Annotated in this window: 21 protein-coding genes and 1 pseudogene; 10 read left to right on the top strand and 12 right to left on the bottom strand. The window is 47.7% G+C overall.

Annotated features, from left to right (window positions below; translation table 11 throughout):
* Nucleotides 1–148: 148 nt before the first annotated feature.
* Nucleotides 149–613 (top strand): hypothetical protein, encoded by a 465-nt coding sequence (locus ACFS7Z_RS16555; RefSeq protein ID WP_377486840.1) that lies wholly within the window; start codon nt 149–151, stop codon nt 611–613.
* Entirely contained in the window at nt 499–1,143 is a 645-nt protein-coding gene (locus ACFS7Z_RS16550; RefSeq protein ID WP_377486838.1) for an AAA family ATPase, read from the top strand. Before ACFS7Z_RS16555 ends, ACFS7Z_RS16550 begins: the two co-directional genes overlap by 115 nt.
* A gap of 178 nt (nt 1,144–1,321) precedes the next feature.
* On the opposite strand, the gene ACFS7Z_RS16545 is transcribed toward ACFS7Z_RS16550, so the two are convergent.
* The 11 genes and pseudogenes from ACFS7Z_RS16545 to ACFS7Z_RS16495 all read right to left on the bottom strand — a co-directional run bounded on the left by ACFS7Z_RS16545 (nt 1,322) and on the right by ACFS7Z_RS16495 (nt 13,816).
* The gene (locus ACFS7Z_RS16545; RefSeq protein ID WP_377486835.1) at nt 1,322–2,605 is read right to left on the bottom strand and encodes a hypothetical protein; all 1,284 of its coding nucleotides are present in this window, start codon (nt 2,603–2,605) and stop codon (nt 1,322–1,324) included.
* 167 nt (nt 2,606–2,772) lie between these two features.
* The gene (locus tag ACFS7Z_RS16540; RefSeq protein WP_377486833.1) at nt 2,773–2,976 is read right to left on the bottom strand and encodes a hypothetical protein; all 204 of its coding nucleotides are present in this window, start codon (nt 2,974–2,976) and stop codon (nt 2,773–2,775) included.
* 6 nt (nt 2,977–2,982) lie between these two features.
* The gene (locus ACFS7Z_RS16535; protein ID WP_377486831.1) at nt 2,983–3,165 is read right to left on the bottom strand and encodes a hypothetical protein; all 183 of its coding nucleotides are present in this window, start codon (nt 3,163–3,165) and stop codon (nt 2,983–2,985) included.
* A 339-nt stretch (nt 3,166–3,504) separates the two neighbouring features.
* Nucleotides 3,505–6,087, bottom strand: coding sequence for a sensor histidine kinase (locus tag ACFS7Z_RS16530; RefSeq protein ID WP_377486829.1), 2,583 nt, complete (start codon nt 6,085–6,087; stop codon nt 3,505–3,507).
* Between the two features lie 527 nt (nt 6,088–6,614).
* Nucleotides 6,615–7,070, bottom strand: a complete 456-nt coding sequence (locus ACFS7Z_RS16525) for a YybH family protein (RefSeq protein ID WP_377486827.1) — start codon at nt 7,068–7,070, stop codon at nt 6,615–6,617.
* A gap of 96 nt (nt 7,071–7,166) precedes the next feature.
* Nucleotides 7,167–7,715 (bottom strand): glycine zipper domain-containing protein, encoded by a 549-nt coding sequence (locus ACFS7Z_RS16520; protein ID WP_377486824.1) that lies wholly within the window; start codon nt 7,713–7,715, stop codon nt 7,167–7,169.
* 308 nt (nt 7,716–8,023) lie between these two features.
* Nucleotides 8,024–10,125 (bottom strand): annotated as a pseudogene (locus tag ACFS7Z_RS16515) (copper-translocating P-type ATPase).
* 165 nt (nt 10,126–10,290) lie between these two features.
* Nucleotides 10,291–10,809 carry a DoxX family protein gene (locus ACFS7Z_RS16510; RefSeq protein WP_377486821.1) on the bottom strand — a complete coding sequence of 173 codons (519 nt, stop codon included), beginning with the start codon at nt 10,807–10,809 and terminating at the stop codon, nt 10,291–10,293.
* A gap of 774 nt (nt 10,810–11,583) precedes the next feature.
* Nucleotides 11,584–11,829: a Sec-independent protein translocase subunit TatA/TatB gene (locus ACFS7Z_RS16505; RefSeq protein ID WP_377486819.1), complete on the bottom strand. Its 246-nt coding sequence runs from the start codon at nt 11,827–11,829 to the stop codon at nt 11,584–11,586.
* Between the two features lie 270 nt (nt 11,830–12,099).
* Nucleotides 12,100–13,245, bottom strand: coding sequence for a Gfo/Idh/MocA family protein (locus ACFS7Z_RS16500; RefSeq protein WP_377486817.1), 1,146 nt, complete (start codon nt 13,243–13,245; stop codon nt 12,100–12,102).
* A gap of 364 nt (nt 13,246–13,609) precedes the next feature.
* Nucleotides 13,610–13,816, bottom strand: coding sequence for a hypothetical protein (locus ACFS7Z_RS16495; RefSeq protein WP_377486815.1), 207 nt, complete (start codon nt 13,814–13,816; stop codon nt 13,610–13,612).
* A 377-nt stretch (nt 13,817–14,193) separates the two neighbouring features.
* On the opposite strand from ACFS7Z_RS16495, the gene ACFS7Z_RS16490 reads away from it, so the two are divergent.
* Entirely contained in the window at nt 14,194–15,282 is a 1,089-nt protein-coding gene (locus ACFS7Z_RS16490; RefSeq protein WP_377486812.1) for a PAS domain-containing sensor histidine kinase, read from the top strand.
* Between the two features lie 182 nt (nt 15,283–15,464).
* On the opposite strand, the gene ACFS7Z_RS16485 is transcribed toward ACFS7Z_RS16490, so the two are convergent.
* The gene (locus ACFS7Z_RS16485; protein ID WP_377486809.1) at nt 15,465–15,872 is read right to left on the bottom strand and encodes a hypothetical protein; all 408 of its coding nucleotides are present in this window, start codon (nt 15,870–15,872) and stop codon (nt 15,465–15,467) included.
* A 410-nt stretch (nt 15,873–16,282) separates the two neighbouring features.
* On the opposite strand from ACFS7Z_RS16485, the gene ACFS7Z_RS16480 reads away from it, so the two are divergent.
* From ACFS7Z_RS16480 to ACFS7Z_RS16450, 7 genes are all read left to right on the top strand, one after another.
* Nucleotides 16,283–16,444: a hypothetical protein gene (locus ACFS7Z_RS16480; protein ID WP_377486806.1), complete on the top strand. Its 162-nt coding sequence runs from the start codon at nt 16,283–16,285 to the stop codon at nt 16,442–16,444.
* Between the two features lie 143 nt (nt 16,445–16,587).
* Nucleotides 16,588–16,797: a hypothetical protein gene (locus ACFS7Z_RS16475; protein WP_377486804.1), complete on the top strand. Its 210-nt coding sequence runs from the start codon at nt 16,588–16,590 to the stop codon at nt 16,795–16,797.
* A 63-nt stretch (nt 16,798–16,860) separates the two neighbouring features.
* On the top strand, nt 16,861–17,511 hold the full coding sequence (locus ACFS7Z_RS16470; protein WP_377486802.1) for a Crp/Fnr family transcriptional regulator: 651 nt from the start codon (nt 16,861–16,863) through the stop codon (nt 17,509–17,511).
* 252 nt (nt 17,512–17,763) lie between these two features.
* Complete coding sequence (locus tag ACFS7Z_RS16465) at nt 17,764–19,104, top strand: MBL fold metallo-hydrolase (protein ID WP_377486800.1); 1,341 nt, start codon at nt 17,764–17,766, stop codon at nt 19,102–19,104.
* Between the two features lie 235 nt (nt 19,105–19,339).
* Nucleotides 19,340–20,155 (top strand): hypothetical protein, encoded by an 816-nt coding sequence (locus tag ACFS7Z_RS16460; RefSeq protein ID WP_377486797.1) that lies wholly within the window; start codon nt 19,340–19,342, stop codon nt 20,153–20,155.
* 398 nt (nt 20,156–20,553) lie between these two features.
* A complete protein-coding gene (locus tag ACFS7Z_RS16455) occupies nt 20,554–22,530 on the top strand; it encodes a sialate O-acetylesterase (protein WP_377486795.1) in 1,977 nt (658 codons plus the stop codon).
* A gap of 26 nt (nt 22,531–22,556) precedes the next feature.
* Nucleotides 22,557–24,104 (top strand): alpha/beta hydrolase family protein, encoded by a 1,548-nt coding sequence (locus tag ACFS7Z_RS16450; RefSeq protein WP_377486793.1) that lies wholly within the window; start codon nt 22,557–22,559, stop codon nt 24,102–24,104.
* Nucleotides 24,105–24,397: the final 293 nt, after the last annotated feature.

Genomic DNA, 24,397 nt, shown 5'->3' with positions numbered 1-24,397 from the left:
CGTTTTTGACTACCTTCATACTGTGGCAGTAGGGGCAGTTTACCTGGATAGTTATCTCGCACATAACTTTCAACTAACATCCTTGCTGCCATACTTATTCCAACATCATACATTCTAGACCACAGCCCAGAAATTATTTGAAAAACGTGTGCAGGAGCACAGGATTCAGGATTGCCACGGCGATCTTCACCTCGAGCACATTCATATCCGGAAAGGCAAGGTCTGTATCTACGACTGCATAGAGTTTAATGACAGTTTCAGGTACATTGATGTTGCCTCCGATATTGCTTTTCTGGCCATGGACTTTGACTATCATGAACGCCCTGACCTGGCTTTTTACCTCACCAACAGAATAGCCGGTTTACTGCACGACCCGGACATGCTCTTGCTTTCTGATTTCTATAAATGTTACCGGCCTGTGTCCGGGCAAAAGTGGAATGTATCAAATCCGGTGAGCCAGAGGTGGCAGTTGCTGAGCGGAAGGAAGCAAAGGAGGCGGTGGGAAGATACGTTGGCCTTGCGCTCCGTTATGCCCTTTTTGGCTCAGAGCCTGCGGTGCTGCTGGTATGCGGCAGAAGCGGCTGTGGCAAAACAACACTCGCTGAAAGTATAGCAGAGAAATTAAACTGGGATCATATAAACAGTGATGTCATCCGGAAAGCAGCAGCAGCACTGCCTCTCTACCAGCGCTCTAGCACAATGATAAGGCAAGGCTTATATTCCCTGCCTGTGACAGAGAAAGTATATCAAACCCTTTTAGAAGTAACCCTTGCACATGTTGAAAAGCGCAAAGGTATAGTAGTAGACGCTACTTTTGGTCTGGCGAAACACCGGACGCATTTTTCTCAGGCCCTGGAAAAACAACATGTCCCGTTTTATTTTATAGAGATGCAGACTTCCGAAGGAGTCATTGGAAGAAGGCTAGCCGAAAGAGACAAAATGAAACATATAGTTTCTGATGCCCGGTTAGAAGATCTGGATTTGCTCCGGCACATTTACCAAAAACCCGAGGAGGTACTGCCGGAGCACCTGCTGAAAGTAAACGCGGATTCAGGGGTAGAAACAACCCTTGCCCAAGTCATCAGGATGCTTTCTGGCTTGTACTTAGAGCGCAGGAGGACAAGGTATGTGCCCCCTTGCTAAACTGATTTGAAAAAGTTGAATGTAGACGAGGGTTTTAGATTGTGGCTACGATTGGAAAGGTATGGCTGCTTTAGTAGCAGCAATCCGGAGCAGGGGTAGCAGGAAAAAGCAGAAACAATGTTTCCCTGTATCTCCGGGTGGCAGGTTGTAGCCGGGTAAAAGAACCTGCCATTGGATTTCATGGGTGCCAGCGGGCCATGTGTTCCGTATGTGTCCTGAGATAGGCACCGGGCCGGTAGAACGTATCGTAGAACTCCAGGTCCAAATGGTGCGCCTGAAGGTACATCAGCAGGAAAATGGAGGGCACTGTGCCCGGGAACTTGCCAAAGGTATCATACACATACTGCGCCTGGAGGGCCACGCATTCCCGGAAACGCTCATCGTGTACCTGGGCTGCTCCCCGCACTTTGCCGGATTCCTTCCAGTTGCCGGGCGTGCCCTCGTTAAATGGCCCTCCTTTGCCGAACTTGCGCTTACAGACAGCATCTACTGCCGCACGCATGTCAGGGAAGTGAGGAGGACAGAAACCCTCCATTACTCCAGCCAGTCCCGTTGGGTTAGGATAAGGCCAGCGCGGGTCAGTGTCGTAGCGGAAACCAAGGCCCGGCACTTCCGGCACACCACTTGTGCCTAACATGCTGAAAAGGTCTATTCCATCGAACATCCATCCTCCCAAGCCTATGGCCTGCAGCATCAGGGCACCGGCATAACAACTGGTGGAGAGCTCTGCCGTTACTTCAGCCATAGAAATCTGCTCCAGGAAAGTAATGGTCCAGTTATTTTTCACATCCACTATATCACGGAACCGCTCTATGCCGGGTATTGGTCTTTTGTTGATGTCATCTGTCAGCACCATACCGTTCTGCAGCATATAACAGAGCCCGAGAAGAACATGCTGCGCCAAATCCGCAACAGGAAAGACCAGTAAGGTGCCCGGCTTATTCGCCACCCAAGTATTGTGGGCTTCCACGTAAGGTACCTCCGGGGGCAGGCGCAGCCGGCCATGCTGTAGTTTTCTGACATTGCCTTTCAGGGTATTCACTACTTCGTTCAGGTCCAGTGTACCGTCTTCCGCCCTGTTGGCAGCTGAGGGTGCATCCCGGTTGTCCAGCACGTACACGCCTTCATCGTCTGTGAAAAAGGTCATGCTGGTGTGGAACCCGGCTGCTGACGGGAATGTGCGGCCACCAGCTGACCCGGCATAATTGGAAAGGTGCGGGGCGTAGCGCTGTGCACGGTAAATCATGTTATGCCACCCCGTGTTTCCGCCGCAGGCCGTCACTACCAGCAGCTTTTCCAGTTCGCTCAGCGGCACAGGTTCGTGCCTGGATTTATAAGCAAAAACACCGTCTGGTATCTCGGCTCCTAAAAAAAAGCGGCGGGAGCGACGGCCTAAAAGGGCCTCTACGAGACTGAATTCCATCATGTCCTGGAAGCCGGGAGGTAACTGTTGGTTTGCCATCTGGTTTGTGTATTTTATGTTGGAGCCGTTATAATATCGCAGCTAAGCAGTACCATTGAGACAGGTTATTGACTTTTCAGCTGGTCTGAGAGCAAACCTGCACGGGGTGTTGAACGAAAACAGCAAAGCGTTATGCAGCGCCTTTTTCTGAAGGGAATAACTAAAAGTCAGACCCTAATGATATTGCCTTTTAGCGAATAGGCTATTGCCAACACGTCTTTTCTTGTTTCAGCATCTATCCTGTTATTAGCCAATACCTGAAGGATGTCATCCAGCATGGCCACAAATTTTTTTTCGCTGATGTTCATTCCTTTTTGAGCCGTCAGCATGTCCCTGCCGGTATAATGCTCAAGGCACCAGAGCCGGAACATAAGAAGTCAACGGTGTATGCCTTGCTTACACTTTAGGTTTTCTGTCTGGTCTCTGTCCGGCTGGAAGCGGTACCTCACAACAGGGTTATTCATGCGTGCCACTACAATGTCATCTACCAGTGCCGATATACCGGATTTCTCTCCCAGTCTTGTGTAAAAGCTTGGGTTATGAGTGATTTTTTGTTTCATAACTGTAGGTGTTTATATAAAAGTTAGTGCCAGAAGCATCTGATTTTCTGTCAAACCAACGTCAGTAGGAGAGGAGAGGGGGGTGAGAAAAGTGTATTGTTTGGAATGCTGTCATCATACTCCTATTCAACAATACCCGCAAGCAAACTAACGTTTCGGAAAAGCCTGGCTAACCTTTTTCTACAGGCTGCCATTTATTATAGTACTATTTAAAATTGTTTTGGTTCAAGTTTTTAACATAAAGTGTTGATAGTATATCATCGTTCATACTGATAACTTGTATGGCAGCAAAAGCCACTACTTATAGCAAAGGAAGGTATCAAAACTACAGTTACCGGCCTAGGTGTTTTGCAAAGGAAGTTCCAGTTCAAACGTCGAGCCTTCCCCTTCCTTTGTTTTCACTTTAATGACACCCCCATGTGCTTTTATGATGTCATAGCTTATAGATAAACCCAAGCCGGTTCCTTGTCCGGTTGGCTTTGTGGTGAAGAATGGCTGAAAGATCCGGTCTATGATTTTTTTAGGAATGCCCGAACCATTGTCTGTTACTTTGATAATAACATGTTCATTTTCCATTCTGGTAACTACTTTAACTACCGGCTCAAAAGCGCTTTTTAGTTTTTGTTTCTTTTCATTTACAGCATAGAACGCATTGTTGAACAGGTTTAACAAAACTCTTCCGATTTCCTGCGGAACGACCTTAATTTTACCTATGCGTTCATCAAAGTCAGTTTTTATTTCTGCTTTAAATGTTTTGTCTTTTGCCCGAAGGCCATGATAGCTCAGGCGTAAATATTCGTCGCACAAATCATTGATATCAGTGGGTTCTTTCTGGCCTGTACGCGTACGTGTATGCTGCAGCATGCCTTTTACGATGGCATCGGCCCGTTTGCCATGATGGGTTATTTTTTCTTCGTTCTCTTTCAGATTCTCTGCAATCGCTTTTACTTCTTCCATATTGCCCCTGTTGATCTCCTCTTTGAGCTCCGCAATCAACTCAGCATTGATAAGAGAAAAGTTATTGATAAAGTTGAGGGGATTCTGAATTTCGTGGGCTACGCCTGCTGTGAGCTGTCCGAGCGAAGCCATCTTTTCAGCATGAATTAACTGTTGCTGCGCCTGCTTTAGCTCCATCAGCGTATTATCAACCTGTGATTTGGCTGACTCCAGTTTATTGAAATCTTCGTACCGGGCATAGGCAGTAGAAAATGCATCTGCTAAGGATTGAATCAACTTTATTTCTTCGTCACCTAATTGTGTGATGTTTCCCACATAAAGCATGCCTTGAAGAAAAGGGGCAAAATGCAGATAAAAGCCACCAGCAGGAAGCGCATTTAGATATTGCTCAGTAGAAGTTATTACACCGTGCTGTACTAAATGACCGGCAAATGCAGTGTACGCTTCTTCATCCCAGTATTCTGTATAAAACTTTCTGTTCTGCCATTGATGCACTATTTGCGAAATGTTACCAGGAGCATTATAGGGCAAATCAAAGGCAGCAACTGCTTTACCCTCGGGTGTAGAAAGATAGGTGTGACTGACCTGTTGTGATTCATCCATGATGAATACACCGCATCGTATAAAAGGGACCCCGAGTATGGTGAGCTCATTCCAGATCAAGGGGGTTATCTTTTCGAGGTCACCTGTAGTGCGCATGGAGGCAATCTCTGCACGAACCCGGTCGAGCGAGGCCTGTTTTACTGCTTCCCTTGCCTGTGCTTCTGCAATTTTTAAATCCAGGTAACGACGGTAGGTGAGGCTAAAGACCGCTGCAAACCGTTTCATCACGGAACTTGTTTCTTCATCCAGCGGCTCTTTAGTGAATGTGAAAAGGGCCCCTTCATTGAAATAGAAAGATGTGCTGGTTTGTTTTTCCGTGGTAACGCTCTTGGTGAATTGTGAAGCATTATTTGAAAGAGCTTTGTAATAATTCTGTAAATCATCACCTGATAAGTCATACCTTAGAACTGACTCTTTCCGAACCCAAGCATTGTAACCTGCCTCAAGCATGGGGTGAATAGACATGGATACTTTGCCGCTTACCTGTCCTATTGTTCCTTCCGGCGTAGTAGTAGCTCTCCATACCTGCATTGTTTTTTCTTTTCCATCAATGATGATTAACCCGCAACGTAACAGCGGAATGCCAAGTCTATCCAGTTCGCTGAACAAGAGACCAGTTGAATTAGCTACATCATCGCTGCTGTGCATAGCCATAGTCTGTGCCCTTAGCCGTTCAAGGGAAGCTTCAACTTGAGCTTCTTTTATTTGGGCTTCAGCCCTTTGCAAATCAATGAAACGCTGATATAATCTTTCGAATTCAACGGCTATCTTTCTTACAACTTCTTTCTCTTCTTCTGTTGCCGGCCTAATATGGCCAAACCCGACATAGCCGAATTTGCAGTACCCCTGGGTGATGAATAATCCATTAGGGAAATCTTCCGGGTAATATCTTGCTTCTGGAGGTATGGTTGAAAGAATCTCTTCGAACAGTTGAAATACCTGTGGAAGAATTTCTTTAGGGTACACATGGGCATTAACTTGAGTTGGACCTCCTTTCTTCCAATTTTCAACACTGTCTTTCCAGGCATCGATTGCATCAATGTCTATTCTTTGCTCTGCCTGTACACGTTGCCCATCCCTACCCGTTGTTCGGAAAGAGAATTTATTGTTTTCTACATCAAATAGCGTGAGATGAGAGAAAACCGGACAAATGCCTAAAATATCATATTGCTCAAAAAGAACAGACAACACATCACTTAATTCAAATGAATGATGCATGTCCATTGCCCTTGCACGAATCCGTTCCAAAGCTGCTTCAATATGTGCCTCCCGTTTATTATCTGCCAGCTCTTTTTCAAGCTCAGCAATTTTCGCTTGAAGTTCTTGTGTCTGCATCTGAACTGCTTCTGTCTGCTCCATCATATACACTTGCTTTTATACATTCTCTTTACATGGGAAGAACAATTCTTATATGCTGCCACTCTTCTTTTGATGTCGTAGCCAATGTTGCAAATTCTTCTGTAGCGCTGCAAGCAAGGGCGCAGGGCAGGCACCGAAGGAAAATGCAAATAGTTGAGTGTAAGCGATTCTGTCTGCAGTTTCAGAGCTTGCAGGCTGGTTTATGCATCCCTCTATCGGGTATTAAACTATACTAAATATAGATATTTTTGAAATCATAACAGCTTTCGCAGAGTTAATTTTGTAACAGTAAACTTAGCTGGTACTGTACAGGTGGCTGTCCGGGGAAGCTTATTCATAGCCCGTATAATTGGAAGAAACGCCGCTGCCGTTTTATCTGATTTATGGCTTTGGCAAAAGGAGAAGTGCTGCTTTAACCATACTATACGCAGATTTTTCACCCACTCCGGTTGAACCCGGTAAAAAGAAAGGCCCTCAGGGAATCCCTGAAGGCCTTAAAATAAAGTACAAAGTAACTATCTAATCATTTTTTAGTTTTTGACTTGAACAGGCAGGTCCTCTAACTGTGCATAACTTAGTTTCCAGTTTCCGTCTGTGCCTTTCTTCCAGAGTAACATAAAGTTACCCTCTCCAAATGCCTGCGGCTGGTCAGGGCCCGATGGCAGCACATCCACAGAAAAAGTACCCGCTTCATAGGCAATAGTGGCCTCCTCTCCTGAGCTCACCACATTGGTCTTCAGGTCGCGGATAGTGCCTAACGTTTCTCCCACCCACTTTTCAGCTACTTCTTCTTTTCCATTGTAGTGTACCTCACCCTGCACAAACTGCACATCATCAGCCAGCAGGGATTCTACCTCTTCGGCAGAGTTATTGTTCCAGGCAGAAATAAAACGCTTGTTCAGGTCCTGTACATGAACAGCCTCCTCTGGACTTGAACAGGCGCTGAGTATTACTGCAGCTGCCAGTATCAGGATATATGGTTTCATAAGCATATACTTTAAGTTAATAATTCCCGGACCGCGATACATACAAAACAGCCCGGTGAAATGGCTCACCGGATTAACAAGGTGAGTCGCGGCAATTTACCAGCTCTTCCTTCTATACTCGGAGGTATAATAGGGCTTGGTAGGATCTCCATAAGACTCATTGGGGAGAAGGGCCATGCTCATGACCGGGTCCTGAACTGCCCTATAGGAATGGAGCAATGCCACTGCCGGTACAGCCGGGGCAACCTCTGTCTTACGGGCTGGGGTTCTTCTGGCCACCGCTGGCTTCTCTTCTATAGTCCTGCGCGCTACAGCCCTTTCGTTTGCAGCTGCTTCAGCCGCAGCTCTGTTGGCTGCCGCAATCCTGTTTTCCTCGGCTATTCTTGCAGCTTCCTTTTCTTTGTTTTTATTGTCAATATGTTTGCCTACGGCATAGCCGGCTCCACCGCCCACAACGCCACCCACTACGCCGCCAATCACGCGGTTGCGCTTGTGAATCACGGCACCTGCGGCAGCGCCGGTGGCAGCTCCAATCACTGTGCCTTTCGCCTGAGGACTCCACTTTCTATTTTGGGCCAGGGCCGGAACCTGAAATACAACCACTGCAAGCAGCACCAGGCATAAAATATAGCTTACCTTTTTCATAACAATTCATTTTAGTTAAAAACACTGATGTTACTGAAGCAGCATTTACAATTTGTGTGCCACAACAAAAAAAGCATCTTTCAGAAGAGTAGCCGATAAGGCTTTGGTTACAGGTGAGAACACACTGGGATGACGCAAAAATAAGTATTTAGAGGTGTTGCTGTTAAAGCATTTCTCGCTTTAACAGCATGAGATTCCAATTATCTGGTTGCTGAGAGAGGGAAAGGTAGCAGGGCGTTATACTATGGCACCAGCACTTTTACCAAACCTCTCAGAATCAGTATCCCCCTTTTTCCCGGTTAAGCCGACTATATCTGCCTTCGCAGCAGTTGGGCATTGATGGCGACAATGATGGTGCTCAGACTCATGAGTGCGGCACCAACGGCAGGAGAAACCATAATTCCCTGCTGGTACAGCACACCAGCGGCAAGTGGCAGCGCCACTACATTATAAGCGGTTGCCCATAACAGGTTTTGGATCATCTTACGGTAGGTAGCTTTGCCAAAAAGGATGAGGGAGGCGATGTCCTGCGGGTTGCTGTTCACCAGGATGATGTCGGCTGTCTCGGCGGCCACATCGGTGCCGGAGCCTACGGCTATGCCTACGTCTGCCTGCGCAAGGGCAGGAGCGTCGTTCACGCCGTCGCCTGTCATAGCCACAAACTCTCCCTGCTGCTGCAGCTCCTTTACCTTCTCCTGCTTCTGGTGTGGTAGTACATTGGCCAGGTAGCCGTCCATACCTAGGCTGTCGCTCACACTCCTGGCGACGCGCTCATTGTCGCCGGTCAGCAGCAAGTTCCGGATTCCGCTCGCTTTCAATAGTCGAATGGCTTCCGCCGATTCCTCCCGTATCTGATCGCGCATCGTGATATAGCCGGCTACGTGCCCGTCCACCAACACATACACCACCGTCTCCACACCTTCTTCTGCCTTGCTGGCTGGTGGGGCTATTTTGAACTCCTCCATGTAGGTGGGCCCTACTACCTTCACGTCTCTGCCCTCTACTATGCCTTCCAGGCCTTTGCCCGGCAGGGAATGGAATGCATCTGAAGAAGGAACGGCAATTTCTGCTGCTTTTACTTTTCGCAGTATGCCCTGCGCTATAAAATGCTTTGAGTTCTGTTCTACGCCTGCAGCTAGCCGCAGCATTTCATGCTCTTCTACAGCCTTATCAAACGTCACTACCTGAGCTACCTCATGGGAGCCCTGGGTAAGCGTGCCGGTCTTGTCGAAAAGAATGGTGGTGATTTTGCGGGAGTTTTAAAAGCGGTGCGGTTTCTGATGAGCAGGCCATGGTTGGCGGACACTGCCGTAGAGATAGCAACCACCAGCGGAATGGCCAGGCCGAGGGCATGCGGACAGGAGATAACCATCACTGTTACCATGCGCTCCATTGCAAAATCCAGTTCGGCGCCAGCAAGAAGCCAGGCAGCCAAAGTACCGAAGCCTGCTGTCAGGGCCAGGTAAGTCAGCCCTTTGGCGGCTTTGTCAGCTAGGCGTTGCGTTTCTGACTTTGTTTTTTGTGCCTCCTGCACCAGGTTAATCACCTTGTTCAGGTAGCTGTCCTTGCCGGTGCTCTCCACGCGCACCTGCAGCGATCCGTTGCCGTTGATGGATCCCCCGATTACCTTGTTCTCTTTTATTTTCTGCACCGGCTTGCTCTCGCCGGTAAGCATGCTCTCATTCAGGTAGCTTTCTCCCTGTATCACAATGCCGTCTGCAGGTACCTTTTCACCTGGCTTTATCAGTATGATGTCTCCCTTGTTTAGCTCCTCTACTTTTACTGTGACTGTTTGCCCGTCCCGCACCACCTGCGCCTCGGCGGGCATCATGCGCACCAGCAGTTCCAGTGCCCTGGAAGCACCCAGCACCGAGCGCATTTCTATCCAGTGGCCCAGCAGCATCACCACTATCAATGTGGCCAGTTCCCAGAAGAAGTCCATACCTTCCAGCCCAAACGTAACAGCCGTGCTATAGAGGTAGGCGACGGTAATGGCTACTCCTATAAGCGTCATCATGTCCGGAGCCGCTTTCTTCACTTCCTCCGCCAGCCCCACCAGAAAGGGCCATCCGCCATAGAAGAAGATGACGCTGGCAAGAACAAAGGCGATATACATGCTATAGGGTACAACAACGGAGTATCCGAGGATGTGCTGCACCATCGGGCTGAGCACAATAACAGGCACCGACAGCACAAGCGAGACCCAGAAGCGTTTCTGGAAGTCTTCTATCATCATGCTGTGGTGGTCGTGCGCGCCGCCTTGGCCTTCGTGAGGCGCATCGTGGCGCGTGTCCCGGTGCAAGGCCTCGGAGTGTCCGTGAAGTGTTTTCTCCTCCAGCCGCTCCGCTAGCTTTCCTGCCTTGTCCTCTGCCTGCTTCTTTGCGCTATGGTTGTGGTGGTCGTGGTTCATATGTTTATCTGATGTTCGTTTTGCAGGGCGCGTATAAAGGGAGCAGCAGACAGGATGGACTCGCGGTAACATCTGCTGCTCCTGGTGGTGTGGATGCACTAGCAGTTGAAGCTTAATAGAGACGATTATTCTATAGCCGTCAAACTGTAGGTGGTTAAACGATGCCTACTGGTCTACAGACGTCCGCATGTTTATGGCAGGTGTTCTTTTGCCAGGTTGTTCTGATTTCTTATTCCTCCTTATCGCAAAGAAGTAAGTCCATGCTATAAAGAACAGCTGTAGTGGAACACGGAACCAAAGGTAATTAATACCTGGGCCCGTACTTGGCCCGGTCTGATAGTCAACGTTTCTGATTGCTGCATGAATGTTGGCGGGCAAAACCATAATAAAAAACAGGATCAGCAGCCAAGCAGTTATAACCTGCAAGCGGCGGACCAGCAGGCCAACAGCCCCTGCAATCTCGATGATCCCGGTAAGGAAAACCACTTCTCTTTTATAGGGAATAATATCGGGAATCATCAACGCCATACCTTCGGGATATGCAAAATGGCCTGAAGCAGTAAACAACAGCATGACCGACATAGCAATCCTGCCAGCCAATTGAGAATCATTTTCCTTGGTGAAGTACTTTATGCCAATGGAGATGATGGCGAAGGCTCCGAGTAAAACAATCAGGGGAATCATCTTAACCAGGTTTAGAAGGCTTCAATAACAAAAGTCAGGTCATTCAGGAACACAGGATCTCGCGATTATATCTCGCATGATGAAGAGACTCTTATGAGAGGCTTTCCGGTGACAGCCTATGAACAACAGCGGGTGTAGCTTTTTTGCAGTGTGTATCCAAGAACTTCATCAGCAACATTAAATTACTATTGCCTACTCATTTAGGCTACTTTTCTTTCAAATACAGGATTAATATACTAAAAAATATTATATTTCCAGCTGGATTGTTCTAAAAGAATTGCGTGGTAAAGAGGTGCAGGCGGTACTAAAGAAATTTTCGGGGAGCAAACCCAAGCTCAATTTTATTGTATGAAGGGAAATTGACATTAACCATGAATCAGATGAAAGTACTAATGTGGTAAGGTAAGGCAGGTATAGATTTTATGTTATTTCATAATCATGACATGAATCTGACGCCCTTTACAACAGCAAGAACGACAATAAAACTTAGGCTTAATTCCGTATGTGAAAGATGGAAGGTTTCCTAAATGAATTTTCTAGCAAAAAGGCTGTTCCTACACCTGTAATAATCAAACCGAATTTATTGAGCTGTATCCCATAGCATTAAACAGTGTTTCATCGGCAGGAAATGTGGCAAAGGGAGTTGCTCCTGCAGGGGGTACAAAACAGTCCTGTTGCCAGAGAAGAATAAAGATCCCTGGCAACAGGACTGGCTTAAAAAATAAATTGGCAGCGTCAGTTTCTTTGAGGTTACTGCGCCTCTTAGCGGCTATCTTAAATTGTAGCCGTTTCAGGCTTTACATCACTGGCAGTCTTTTTCGCGTCGTCCCGCTTCGACCCCTCTATATCACTTTTTATTTCATTTGTGGCGTCCTTAAACTCCCGTATACCACGGCCAAGGCCTTTTGCAAGTTCCGGAATGCGCTTGGCTCCGAAAAGCAGCAGGATGACAGCCAGGATCAGGATAACCTCTGTGCCTCCCAAACCTCCTATGAATATTAATATGCTGGTGAATTCCATAATTTCTCTGTTTTTAAAGTAAGTTCAGTATAAACGTTTTAAGGTGGTGATTGGATTGCCTGCTCCTGGAAAATGAATGTTGACAGTCCCGGCAGTATAACAATAATGGCTTGGCCAGAACGGCCGGTTGTAGCATTTTGCTTATGTATAACCCGTTGTGGAGAATACCTGCAAAAGCGAAAGTAGCTTTATAAAAGAAGAGGGTACCCATTTAAAGCACCCTCTTCTTTACTATCAAATGAATTTCATTAAAAACACAAAGCTGCTGATTTATACTGCTACCCAGCCTCGCTTGTGGTTCGATTCCAGTATACGCTCGCAAATTAACAGCTCGCGATACCCGTCTGCAAATGTCGGGTAAGTCGGGTTTTCGGGCTGTTTGCCTTCTTCGATAGCGGCATACACTTCTTTGAACATTTGCTTGGAGGTATCCGGGAAACCTTCGTTGTGGCCCCCAGGGAAGGTTATGAGAGAACGCACTTCCGGGTGCACCAGCGACGGATCGCGCATGAGCAGTTGGTTTGCGCCGTCGCGGTTGCCTACCCACATTTCGTTAGGTGCCTCTGAGTTCCAGGCAAACGTTTGCTTTGAACCTGAGATCTCAAGCTTCATCTGGTTTTTACGGCCAGCCGATACCTGCGATACGGTAATGACCCCGCTGTTACCATTATCGAAGCGGAGTAAAACGTTAGCGTGGTCTTCGGTGGTAATTGCCACATCAGCATAATCCTCGGGCGTCAGCATTTTGCCGGAATATGTCTCAACAGGCTTCAGTGGCTTCTTACGCGTTTTGTGGATGGTGTTGAAGTCAGCCATTACCGAAGTCGTTTTCAGACCTGTGATATATTCGAGCACGTCCATCAGGTGCGAGCCGATATCGGCTATGGCACGGGAGTCGCCGGACTTATCTGGTTCCAGGCGCCAGTTATAGTCTGTGTTGTAGAATAGCCAATCCTGCAGATAAGAGCCGATAAAAGAATATACTTCACCCAGTTCACCTTTCTCACGCATAGCCTTCATCTGGCGCACCAGCGGGTAGTAACGGAGGTTAAAGTGCACGGCATTTACCAAACCCGTTTCGGCGGCAATACGCACCAGTTCCTCAGCCTCTTCTAAATTTTTAGCTAAAGGCTTTTCGCACACCACATGCTTACCCGCTTTCAGGGCCTCCTTCGATTGAGAGTAATGCAGGAAGTTTGGGGTGCAGATATGGAGGCTTGTAATATCATCCTGTTTCAACAGGTCCTCGAAAGTATAGGAACGCTCTATGCCAAGTGCCGCAGCCTTTTCTTTGGCCATATCCTCGGTTAATTCGCAGAGCGCGGCTACTTCTACGTTTGGAAGCCGCCTAAGCGCTTCTATATGAGCAGGCCCGATAAAGCCCGTGCCTACAACACCTACTTTGATTTTTTTCATTATATGCGTTTTTATTTGCTTTAAATGACTTAAGGTAGGTAAATATAGAAAATTATCTGTGTTTTAGTCTTTTTTTTGCAAAAATGAGAAGAATGGGATGCAGTTAACCATTTTTTGAAATGTAGTTTGACAATTTCATCGTTTTACAGGAAGAGGCTTTGCCAGCTGCTCTTCAGACGGATCCTCACCAATTGAAGCACGCTCAAAGCAGTTACTCTATATAAAAGAAAAGAGGCTGCCATTTTTTAGATGGCAGCCTCTTTTCTGTCTTTTCAACTTTCTGGTTGTGCGTACTTTTTGATGAAGAGCACCTATACATATCTCACCAGGCCGGAGCGGAACAGCCACAAAGGCTGCAGGTATGTTAAGCCCCGTTACTGTGGGGTAAGTTGCCTGCTACCGCCGCATCCGCTGTCAACTCCCGTTCAAAATAAGCCAACTCTTTATGAGCGGGTTGTGCGGGCACGATGCAGTAGTAGATACGGTCTAAGTAACGGCGAACTTTCAATCTAAGGCCAGGATTTACTTTCGCATACACGATGGAGCCTTCGGAGTATAAAATTTCTGTCATACTACATATTACGTAACATAGTCGCCATTAAGCGCTTTATTATCAGGTATTTAATCCTTGCATCAATTCTGTCATGAAAAGCGCGACTATCATTATCTTTTTGTCATCAATGCTTTACCTTTCTTACAAGGATTAACTTTACCTTTGTTGCAGGCATTCTATTCCCTGATTAGAAGGTGTTTTATGAAGCGTGTGCATTAGCCTGCTGCAAAGGAACCTGGCAGTAAACAACAGCAACGGCTGCGCTGTTATATGAGACATCATGATAGCATAATTGATACTGTGCAGTAGTATTTTACATGCAAACGGTAGTTAATAACAGCAACGATTCTGGAGGTGCTACAGTAAAATAAAATGCATACCCAAGCTTACCAACCATGAGCGAAGACATTGATTACGGAATATTTGTAAAGCTATTTTCCAGGACAAGTAAGGTGCTGTTCGCTTATGACGTGGACGCTGCTTCCATTACTTACCTCAATGCTGCTTTCAGTCACCTCTGGAACCGCAGAAGGGAAAGCGTCATGGACAATCCGGGTATCCTTCTGGAAACCATTCATCCCGAAGACATGGATTATCTGGTAAAGGAGTACGATGAGCTGCTGAGTGGCACTTCCAAACATGAAATAGAGTTTCGCATCCTTCTTCCTGACAGTTCTGAAATGTGGCTGCTTTTAACCCCGCAGCTGATTACGGATAGTAAGGGGAAGAGGATAATAGCAGGCATTGTAGAAGACATTACAGTAGCAAAAGATAATATAGCCAACCTTCAGAAGTTTGCCTCTAAGAAGAACTCCGTGCTTGAGATCCTCTCCCATGAATTGTCCGGGCCAATCGCCAACGTTCATGCCTTAGCGGAACTTCTAATGGACTACACATCAGAATACAAGAACAGTGAGTTGGACAATGTTATAAGAATTATCAAGGAGAGTAGCGACAAAAGCATTCGCCTGATAAGAGAATTTGTTCAGCAGGAATTTTTAGAGTCTGCCTATTCCGGTATGGTGAAGCGTAGGGTAAACCTGGTTGAGAAAGTAAGGGAAATGATGGACCAGTACAAGGATGGGGAGGTGCTCATTAACAAAGACTTCCGGTTCAACTCTTCCAGCGACACCATCTATATAAACATAGACCAGAATAAATTCCTGCAGGTATTAAACAACCTTATCTCCAATTCCATCAAGTTCACACACGATAAAGGTATAATAGCCCTTGATATTTTTGAGCGGGAGACCACTGTGCTCATTACAATAAAAGATGATGGGATTGGAATCCCGCAGCGCTTTCACAAGGAGTTGTTCGAGAAATTTAGTCCGGCAAGGCGGGAGGGGCTGAAGGGAGAGCCTTCCACGGGCTTGGGCATGAGTATCATTAAAACCATTGTGGAGTGGCACAAAGGAAACATCTGGTTTGAAAGCGAGGAAAACGCAGGCAGTACTTTTTACATTGAAATACCCAAAGAATAGGAGGGGCAGCGCGTGTTATGCGATGTTGCCGTTACTAGCTGTAAAGCTCAGAAAATAGCCTGGGCGAAAGTATAACCTGAAGGAGAAAAAGAAGAAGTTATGGAGGAACTCCTGAGCTGGTGAAATCCCTGTTTTATAGCTTAATATTACAGGTGAGGCACGTGCAGGTTAGCGGGGTGTAGCTAAGAGGCCAGCCAGTCCATGGCAGCGGCTTTGCTGGTAAAGGTTTCTAACTGGTAAGGGAGCATCCCTTCCTGCCTGATTCGGTTAATATTCTCCTGCGCCCTCGTCTCGCGTACATAATTTAAAGGCTGAATACGTGCCACTTTTTGCAGCCTCGTATGCATCAAATCGGCAGCAAGCTGCAGTGTAAGCTGCCTGTTCTCCTCTTCGCTTACATCAATAATGGTCCTGCTGGCATCAAGCAATAGCTTTTTTACATCATAGTTCCGGATTGCCTCTACCATAATAGCCAGGCTCTGCCGAATGTGTGGAAGCAGAAAATCATGTACATCCGGGTACTCCACTACTAAAATATCTGTGGCTGGATTATAGTCAAGTGTGATGAGGCTGCTCTGGTGAAGAATCATCTTTAGGATTTAAGTATTAAAGGTAATAAATCTTCAGGCAATCTATATTTAAATTTAATGTGGTTGAGTCAGCTAAAATTTATCACCTCAACCACTGAAGATCCACGGCTTTTGCTTTAACAATCCTCCCTTATATGATACGTTTCTGGCATTTTGCGGCGTGCATCGGCAGGCGGTATAGCTTGGGCAAACTCTAAAAAATTCCAATTACCTGAGGAGTTCATATCATCAAAAAACAGTGCTCCGGTAAAGCTGACACCATGTTATATACGGCAACCAAATTAAATAAAACTAACGCACAAACACGTAAATTCATCACAAAAAACAACTAAATAAGAGAGGTGCCGGTAAGTCAGAGGCCGCAGGAGCACAATGGACTTCCCCCTTGATAAAACCATCGACATCATGCTTTGAAAAGTATAACAGGTGTGAAACACCTGCTCATCCTGTGTTCGATATACGCTTATTCTTACCAGCAATTATACCCTAATCCGGATAATATACTGTCCACTGATCAGGAAATTGTTCTTACAGTGACTGTTGAGACGCTGGCAGATGGGTACTGGTTTTGAGGGGCCAGGTATAGCAGCCATAAGCAGTGCTTGTCTGTCAAAGTCCGCTACTTCTAAACCTTTATTCTTCATCGAACATATATGTATTGTCAGAAGAATCCCGGACATGTATCGCCTATGAGGAACCTGTTAAGCATTGTATTATGAAATATGCTATCTATTATAAAAAACGCCCCAGCCAAACCCCAGGGGTGCCCGCTAACGTGCAGGAGGTTTATGCATTCGAGGTGGTAAGTTACCATACTTTGGAGGAACTGGAAGAAAGAGGTTACAGAAAGCCAGACGATGATGGCTATGAAACAGCAGCTTCAGCGACTGCAGCCGCCGAAGCAATGATAGGCCATGCCTTGTGAGTATAAGGAGGCAACCTTAATACGACAGAAAGGGAGCAAACCCATGGCTGTTCTTATTTATGTATGAGTATGCAACTACCATTTATCACAGATCCCCTTTTGCTGGAAGAGCTGGAAAAGAAAGGCAAAATACAGGAGTTTGAGCCGGGGCAGGCCATCATAGAGCCGGGGCAGTATATTCAGATAGTCCCTATTATCCTGGAGGGTTCCGTTAAAGTGATGCGGACCGATGAATTAGGTCATGAGCTGTTGCTATATTACATTGAAGGCGGTGATACCTGTGCTGTTTCCCTGACCTGTTGCAGCACCTCAAGCACCAGCGACATCAAAGCGGTGGCGGAGGAAAAAACAAAGATACTCGCTATCCCGGTGCAGAAGCATGAAGAGTGGATGAACGCGTACAGGCAGTGGAAGGAGTTTGTAGCAATGACTTACCAGAAGCGATTCCAGGAGTTGCTGCAGACCATTGATGCTGTAGCATTCAAAAAAATGGACGAGCGTCTGCTCCGCTACCTGGTGGTCAAGTCAAAGCAGTTAAAGACACTGGAGCTATTGGTTACCCACCAGGAAATCGCCAGCGAACTGGGCACCTCCCGGGAGGTTATTTCCAGGCTGCTCAAACAACTGGAGAAACGGAAGCTGGTTGAGCTGGAAAGAAACAGGATTTACGTGCGCGATGATTTAAATCAATTCCTCGAGGACTTCGACCGGTAAGCAGGTATCGTTAAAAGCGAATGATAGGCAGCAGGACATTGCTCTTTTCTGAGCTTTCCTGAATAGCTATACCTCATGTAGTTTTCATCATCGGTTAAATTTTTTATCAACTAAAGCTTTATCTAAAGGAAGGCTTTTCTTAGCGACTGCTGCTGATCTGTAGCGCTAAACCCAATGTGACAAGAGTCACAGACATTTCTCATTATCATACCTACCTTTGTATCATTAGTACAAGCAACAAACGATACAAACATGAAAATAAAGCAATTTGAAGATAAGGGGCTGGCGCATTTCGCTTATGCCGTGCTAAGCGAAAGCAATTGTGAAATTGTCCTGATAGACCCTGCCCGTGATCCACAGCTTTACTTTGATTATGCAGCCGCGAACGATGCCAGAATTGTGGGAGTAATAGAGACGCACCCGCACGCAGATTTTGTGAGCTCCCACCTGGAAATACACCATAAAACTGGCGCCACCATCTATACCCACAGCCTGGTGGGAGCAGACTACCCGCACCTGGCATTCGATGAAGGTGCCGTGCTCAGACTGGGCAACATAAAACTCAGATCGCTGCACACACCCGGCCACTCCCCCGACGGTATCAGCATTGTGCTGGAGCACGAGGGAAGAGACAAGGCGGTATTTACCGGTGACACCCTTTTTATTGGTGACGTGGGACGTCCGGACCTGCGCGAGCGAGCGGGCAATATCACAGCGAAAAGGGATGAGCTGGCCCGGCAGATGTACCACAGCACCCGAGAAAAACTAATGAAGCTGGACGACCAGGTGGAGGTGCTTCCGGCCCATGGTGCTGGTACCCTCTGCGGAAAGGGCTTGAGTGAAGCCAACAGCAGTACCATTGGGGCAGAGAAGCTCAGAAACCCGGCCCTCCAGGAGATGAGTGAGGAGGCTTTCGTAAAGCTGATTGTAGAGGACCAGCCTTTCATTCCAAAATACTTTGGCTATGATGTGGACCTGAATAAAAAAGGAGCACCAGCCTGCCGGAAGTCCCTGCAGGAGGTGAGGAAGCTGGAAAAAAATACGACTCCTGAGGCTGGCATTTTAGTAGTGGACGGGCGACCCCAGAAGGATTTTAAAAAAGGACATATAGCAGGCGCCATCAACATACAGAATGGAGATAAATTCGAGACCTGGCTGGGCAGCGTTGTGGCGCCTGACGAAAAGTACTACCTGGTTGCAGAGTCAGGTGAAGCTCTGGAGCAGCTTCTGGAAAAAGCAGCGAAGATAGGCTATGAACTCTTAGTGGAAGGGGCCTTAGTGTATGACAAGGCAGGCGGTAAAGCAAGCGCAGCTTTCGACAAAGAAAGTTTCAGGACCGCAGAAACTGCTTTCACAGTAGTAGATATCCGAAACAGCAGCGAGACGAAGGCCGGAAAGTTCTTCGAACATGCCATCACCATTCCGCTGCCGGAACTAAGGGAAAGAGCCAAAGAAATACCGACAGACAAACCGGTAGTGGTGCATTGTGCCGGAGGCTACCGATCTGCCGCCGGAAGCAGCATACTGGAAGGCCTGCTCCCGGTGGAAGTGCTGGATATGAGTGAGGCGGTGACGGAGTTAAAGCACAGATAAAGGATAGGTATACGGCAGGTGTTAGCTGGCATGCATGAAGCAATGCCAGCATCGTGACCGGATGCCGATCATAGATAAAAAAGGAAATAGTAAGTTAAAATAGCTTTACTATTCCGGGCAATGTAGCCCTTTAAGGCTTCTTTTGCATGGATTCCTCTTTTGCGCAAATACGACAGCCTATTACCTGCACTCGCCTTTGCCGTAGGAGAACAATCGGAAGCTTAAGTATAAACCAATGAAACGGCAGCTCCTGCAACGGATGAAGAAGATAAAAACCATGGCCATACTCAATACAGTCTTCTTCCTGGTGCACCTGGTGCCATCGCAGTTAACCCAGCTGGAGCTGCTCAATGACCAGACCATAGGCGAAGTTTCAAATAAATACCCAAACCTGTTTACACCGGCAGGCATAACGTTTGCCATATGGGGAGTTATTTACCTGGCGCTTACCGTTTTCTGTGTTTACCACCTGATAAAAGCCTTTAAGGCTGGTGCAGGCCACGAAGCCAACAAGGACCTGGCGCGTATAGGCTATTTGTTTATCTTAAACAACCTGGCTACTGGTGCCTGGACAATAGCCTGGGTGTATGAGTGGCTGATTACCTCGGTTGTGCTGATGCTGATTCAGTTGATCACTTTAACAGCCATTCAGCTCAGGCTGCACATCTATGACCCCACCCGTTCATCTGCCTCCCGCTGGCTGACGCAGTTCCCGCTCAGTATTTATTTTGGCTGGATTTGCATTGCCACAGTGGCAAACATCAGCGCCGCCCTGGTTGGCTTAGGCTGGAATGGCTTCGGACTGGCACCTGCATTCTGGGCCATTTCTGTGATAGTGTTTGCCGCTTTCCTGACCATTTTTTTAGTGCTCTCCCGGTACAATCCCTTTGTAGGCCTTGTCACTTTGTGGGCTTTCTATGGCATTGTCCTGAAGCATCGACAGTTGGGTATGGCAGCCAGTCCCGGCATCATCACCGTGGCATGGGTAGGACTGGTGCTGGTGGCAGTGGCTGTTATTTTCCGGTTTTACCGGAATGCTCAGATGAGATAACAGAACTGCCTTAAAAGCTTCTCCTCCTGTAATAAGTGAAAGCTATATTTCTTAGCTTTCCCGTTAATCCTTTTTTGGTTTAGAAAGTAAACTTTCTCCCTTTTTTTATTTTACCAGTAAGCCCTCAGCACCTTATACATTACAAGTGAATCCTCTTTTATACCAGCTGTAAATTTGATTTGATCAAATTGATTTGCATCATGTTGGTGAACGTGCGGGTAAAGAAAAGGAAATTTGACTAATTTTAAATACAATTTTGCTTTTACCATTCTTTTTGTAAAATATAGAAGTTGTACTGCTTTACTTTGTACTAGCAGCTAAACATGAAAGAGGGGCATCATCTATCCTGATATGGAGCCTGCCTTCCTTTCTCATCAACTTAACACCACGTGCATTTTATGAAGTATGACAATTTGATTAAAGTTAAAAAATCTAAAATCATCCATATCCTTGTCCTGTTTCTTTTCCAGTTCAGCACCTTCGGAGCGCTGGCCCAGGTAAGGCTACCGGAGCTTATCAGTGATGGCATGGTGCTGCAACGAAACGCCAAAACCAAAGTGTGGGGCTGGGCAAGCCCGGGGGAGAAGGTGACGGTCAGGTTCGATGGCAGGACATACAGGGCCACGACCGGTGCGGACGGAAAGTGGCTGATCACGCTTGCGCCCATAAAAGCAGCCGGCCCTTATACCATGGACATCAAGGCCAGCAACCAGATCAAAATCAATGATATACTGGCAGGAGATGTTTACTTCGTTTCGGGGCAGTCGAATATGGTGCACCAGATGTCGTTGCACAATATCACCTACGCGGAGGATATTGCCACTGCCAACTACCCGCAGATACGACATTTCTGGATTCCGACCACCACCAACCTCGAAGGACCTGCACAGGAACTACCTGCCGGATCGTGGAAATCGGCTAACCCAGAGGATGTGAATAATTTCTCAGCCGTTGCTTATTTCTTCGCCCGCAAACTGTACAACCAGTACAAAATTCCGATTGGCCTGATCAATGCCAGTGTGGGCGGTACCCCGATCGAGGCCTGGATGAGCGAAGAAGGGCTGAAGGATTTCGCTACGGCACTCGCTACTGTAGACCGGAACAAAGACACCAGTTATGTGAACCCGATAAAGCGTCGCGCGCTGGCAACTGCCAGGGCAAATAGTCAAAAACCGGAGCAGGACAAGGGGCTGACGGCGTCGGTGAAATGGTACGAAACAGCGTACGAGCCCAAAGGGTGGCGCGACATTAACATTCCCGGCTATTGGGAAGACCAGGGAATTAAGGACCTGAATGGTGCAGTCTGGTACCGCCGCGAAATAGACGTGCCGGCCGCCATGACCGGGGTGCCGGCAAAAGTGTTTTTGGGCAGGATCGTTGACGCGGATGCTTTGTACATCAATGGAGAAAAGGTGGGTAATACGACATACCAGTATCCGCAGCGCAGGTATAGCCTGCCGGCAGGTATTTTGAAACCCGGGAAAAATGTTTTCGTGGTGAGGGTGCAGAACTTCAACGGAAAAGGCGGGTTTGTGCCGGACAAACCTTATTACGTAGAAGCAAACAACCAGACCCTGGACCTGAAAGGAACCTGGCAGTATAAAGTAGGGGATGTGTACCAGCCGGTGAGTGGCAGCGGAAACGATGGGGGTATTAACGTGCAAAACCAACCCACCGCCTTATATAATGCCATGGTGGCACCGGTTATTCCCTATACCATTAAAGGAATATTGTGGTACCAGGGAGAAAGCAATGCCGGTAACCCGGCGGAGTATAAAAAGCTGCTGCCGGCCCTGATAGCCGATTGGCGCAACAAGTGGCAGCAAGGCAACCTGCCGTTCCTGTATGTGCAGCTGCCGAACTTTATGGAGGTGAACTACCTTCCCTCAGAAAGCAACTGGGCGCTGATGCGGGAAGCTGCCCTTGAAACCTTGTCTGTGCCCAACACCGCCATGGCCGTGACCATTGAATTAGGGGAATGGAATGACATCCATCCGGACAATAAAAAGGACGTAGGGGAACGCCTGGCCCTGGCAGCCCAGAAACTAATATACGACGATAAGAAAGTAGTCTCATCCGGCCCCCTTTTCCAGTCAGCTGAAGTCGATGGAAATAAAATCATCCTCAGCTTTACAAATGTGGGGAGCGGCTTGGTTTCTAACGATGAGGAAGAACTGAGTTGGTTCGCTATTGCCGGAGCCGATAAGGAATTTGTCTGGGCCAAAGCCAGGATTGAGGGAGATAAGGTAGTGGTCTGGAGCGAGGAAGTACCGGAGCCTAAATATGTACGCTACGCCTGGGCCGATAATCCTGCTGGTGCCAATCTATATAACAAAGAAGGTTTGCCGGCTTCTCCGTTCCGGACTGACGAGTAAACCTCAACCGCAACAAAAAACACCTTATGAAAAAGGTCCTTTATTTTTTCTTTGCCATGGCGGTATCCTCCGCTTCGGCACAGCAGGCGCCTGCCGGCGCCAGTGCCCGGTACCCGGCAGTCGTTAATTTTACCGCTGAACAGGATCACCAGCACATGATGAAGCAGTTGGGTATAAAGGCGCTGAGGCCCGGGCCCAGCGGCGATGAGTCGGCACCCAACCATGCCAACTACGACGAAGCGCTGGCAAATCCTTACCCAAACCTGCCGGAAGTGCTGACGCTGAAAAATGGCAGAAAAGTTACAACGCCGGCCATGTGGTGGAACAAGCGGCGGCCAGAGATCGTGGAGGAATTTGAGCGGGAAGTATTTGGCCGGGTGCCGAAGAATGTACCTAAAGTCACCTGGAAAACCCTGATCTCGGAAAGGGAATATGTGGGTTGGATACCAGTCAATGCAAAGCAGCTGGTGGGGCAGGTGGATAACACAGAATACCCCTTGCTGGACGTAAAAATTAACTTGACGGTGGTAACGCCAGCCAACGCCAAAGGACCGGTGCCGGTGCTGATGATGTTCGGACGCAGCGCCTTGCCTGCCCCGGCGCAACCGCCGAAGGAGGACCTTGAAAAGATTAATGCGGCATTCAAAGAGCTGCTGATTAAAACAGACCCCTCGCTGAAGGAGGTGTTTGAGCAGTACCCGGCCTATAACCCGATAACTGCCGCTATTCCAAACTTCGGACCGCCACCAGCCGGTGACCCGCCCACACCGCAGCAACTGCTGGCGGCAGGCTGGGGCTATGCCCTGATAGAGCCAGGCAGCATACAGGCAGATAATGGCGCAGGCCTCACCAAAGGCATTATTGGTTTGGTAAACAAGGGGCAGCCCCGCAAGCCTGACGACTGGGGTGCTTTACGGGCCTGGGCCTGGGGCGCTTCCCGCGGACTGGACTACCTGGAAACAGACCCGGCGGTAGATGCAAGGCACGTAGGCATAGAAGGTGTGTCCCGGTTTGGTAAAGCGGCACTGGTAACTATGGCTTTCGACCAGCGGTTCTTTACGGGCCTGATTGGCTCTTCCGGGGAGGGAGGTGCCAAATTGCACCGGCGCAATTTCGGGGAAGCCGTGGAAAGCCTGACCAGTAGCGGCGAGTACCACTGGATGGCGGGTAACTTCCTGAAGTACGGAGCCTCGGAGGCTTCATTTGGCAGCAAAAATGCGAATGACATTCCGGTAGATGCGCACCAACTGATTGCTTTGAGCGCTCCCCGCCCGCTCTTCATCAGCTATGGTATACCCGAAAAAGGCGATGCCAAATGGCTGGACCAGCAGGGGAGTTACATGGCCACTGTAGCAGCCGGACCGGTTTATCAGCTGCTAGGAGCCAAAGACCTCGGCGTAGGGCATGATTACAAAACAGCTAAAATGCCCGGCGTGAATGTAAGTTTACTCGACGGTGAACTGGCATGGCGGCAACATGATGGCGGACATACCGACGCCCCCAACATCAAGTACTTTATTCCCTGGGCGACTAATTTTATAAAGGAAAATGCAGCTTCTGGTACTAAACGCTAAGCCGGTTTTTTGTAGACCTAGACATGACTAAAAGGGCAGCTTCACATTTTGTGAAGCTGCCCTTTTAGTTTTAGGGCAAAAGAATAAAAAAATCAATCTGTTGAATGGCACACCAGGTACTAAACCAATTGTAAATATTGTATCGTTTTAGTTCAAGTTGTTTAGTAATTCATTATATTGTTATAGGTGTATTATCTGCTCAACCTAGAGCTATAAATGAATTATAAGGGAAGGACGAAACGACTATACCTCCTGGTCAAGGTCCTGGAACTATTGACGCAGTTCAGAAATTG

Origin of the sequence: Pontibacter toksunensis (assembly GCF_042686245.1) — a bacterium.
Classification (GTDB): domain Bacteria; phylum Bacteroidota; class Bacteroidia; order Cytophagales; family Hymenobacteraceae; genus Pontibacter; species Pontibacter toksunensis.
Note: the sequence above shows the minus strand (reverse complement) of the source record. Positions and strands in the feature narration are given on the sequence as shown.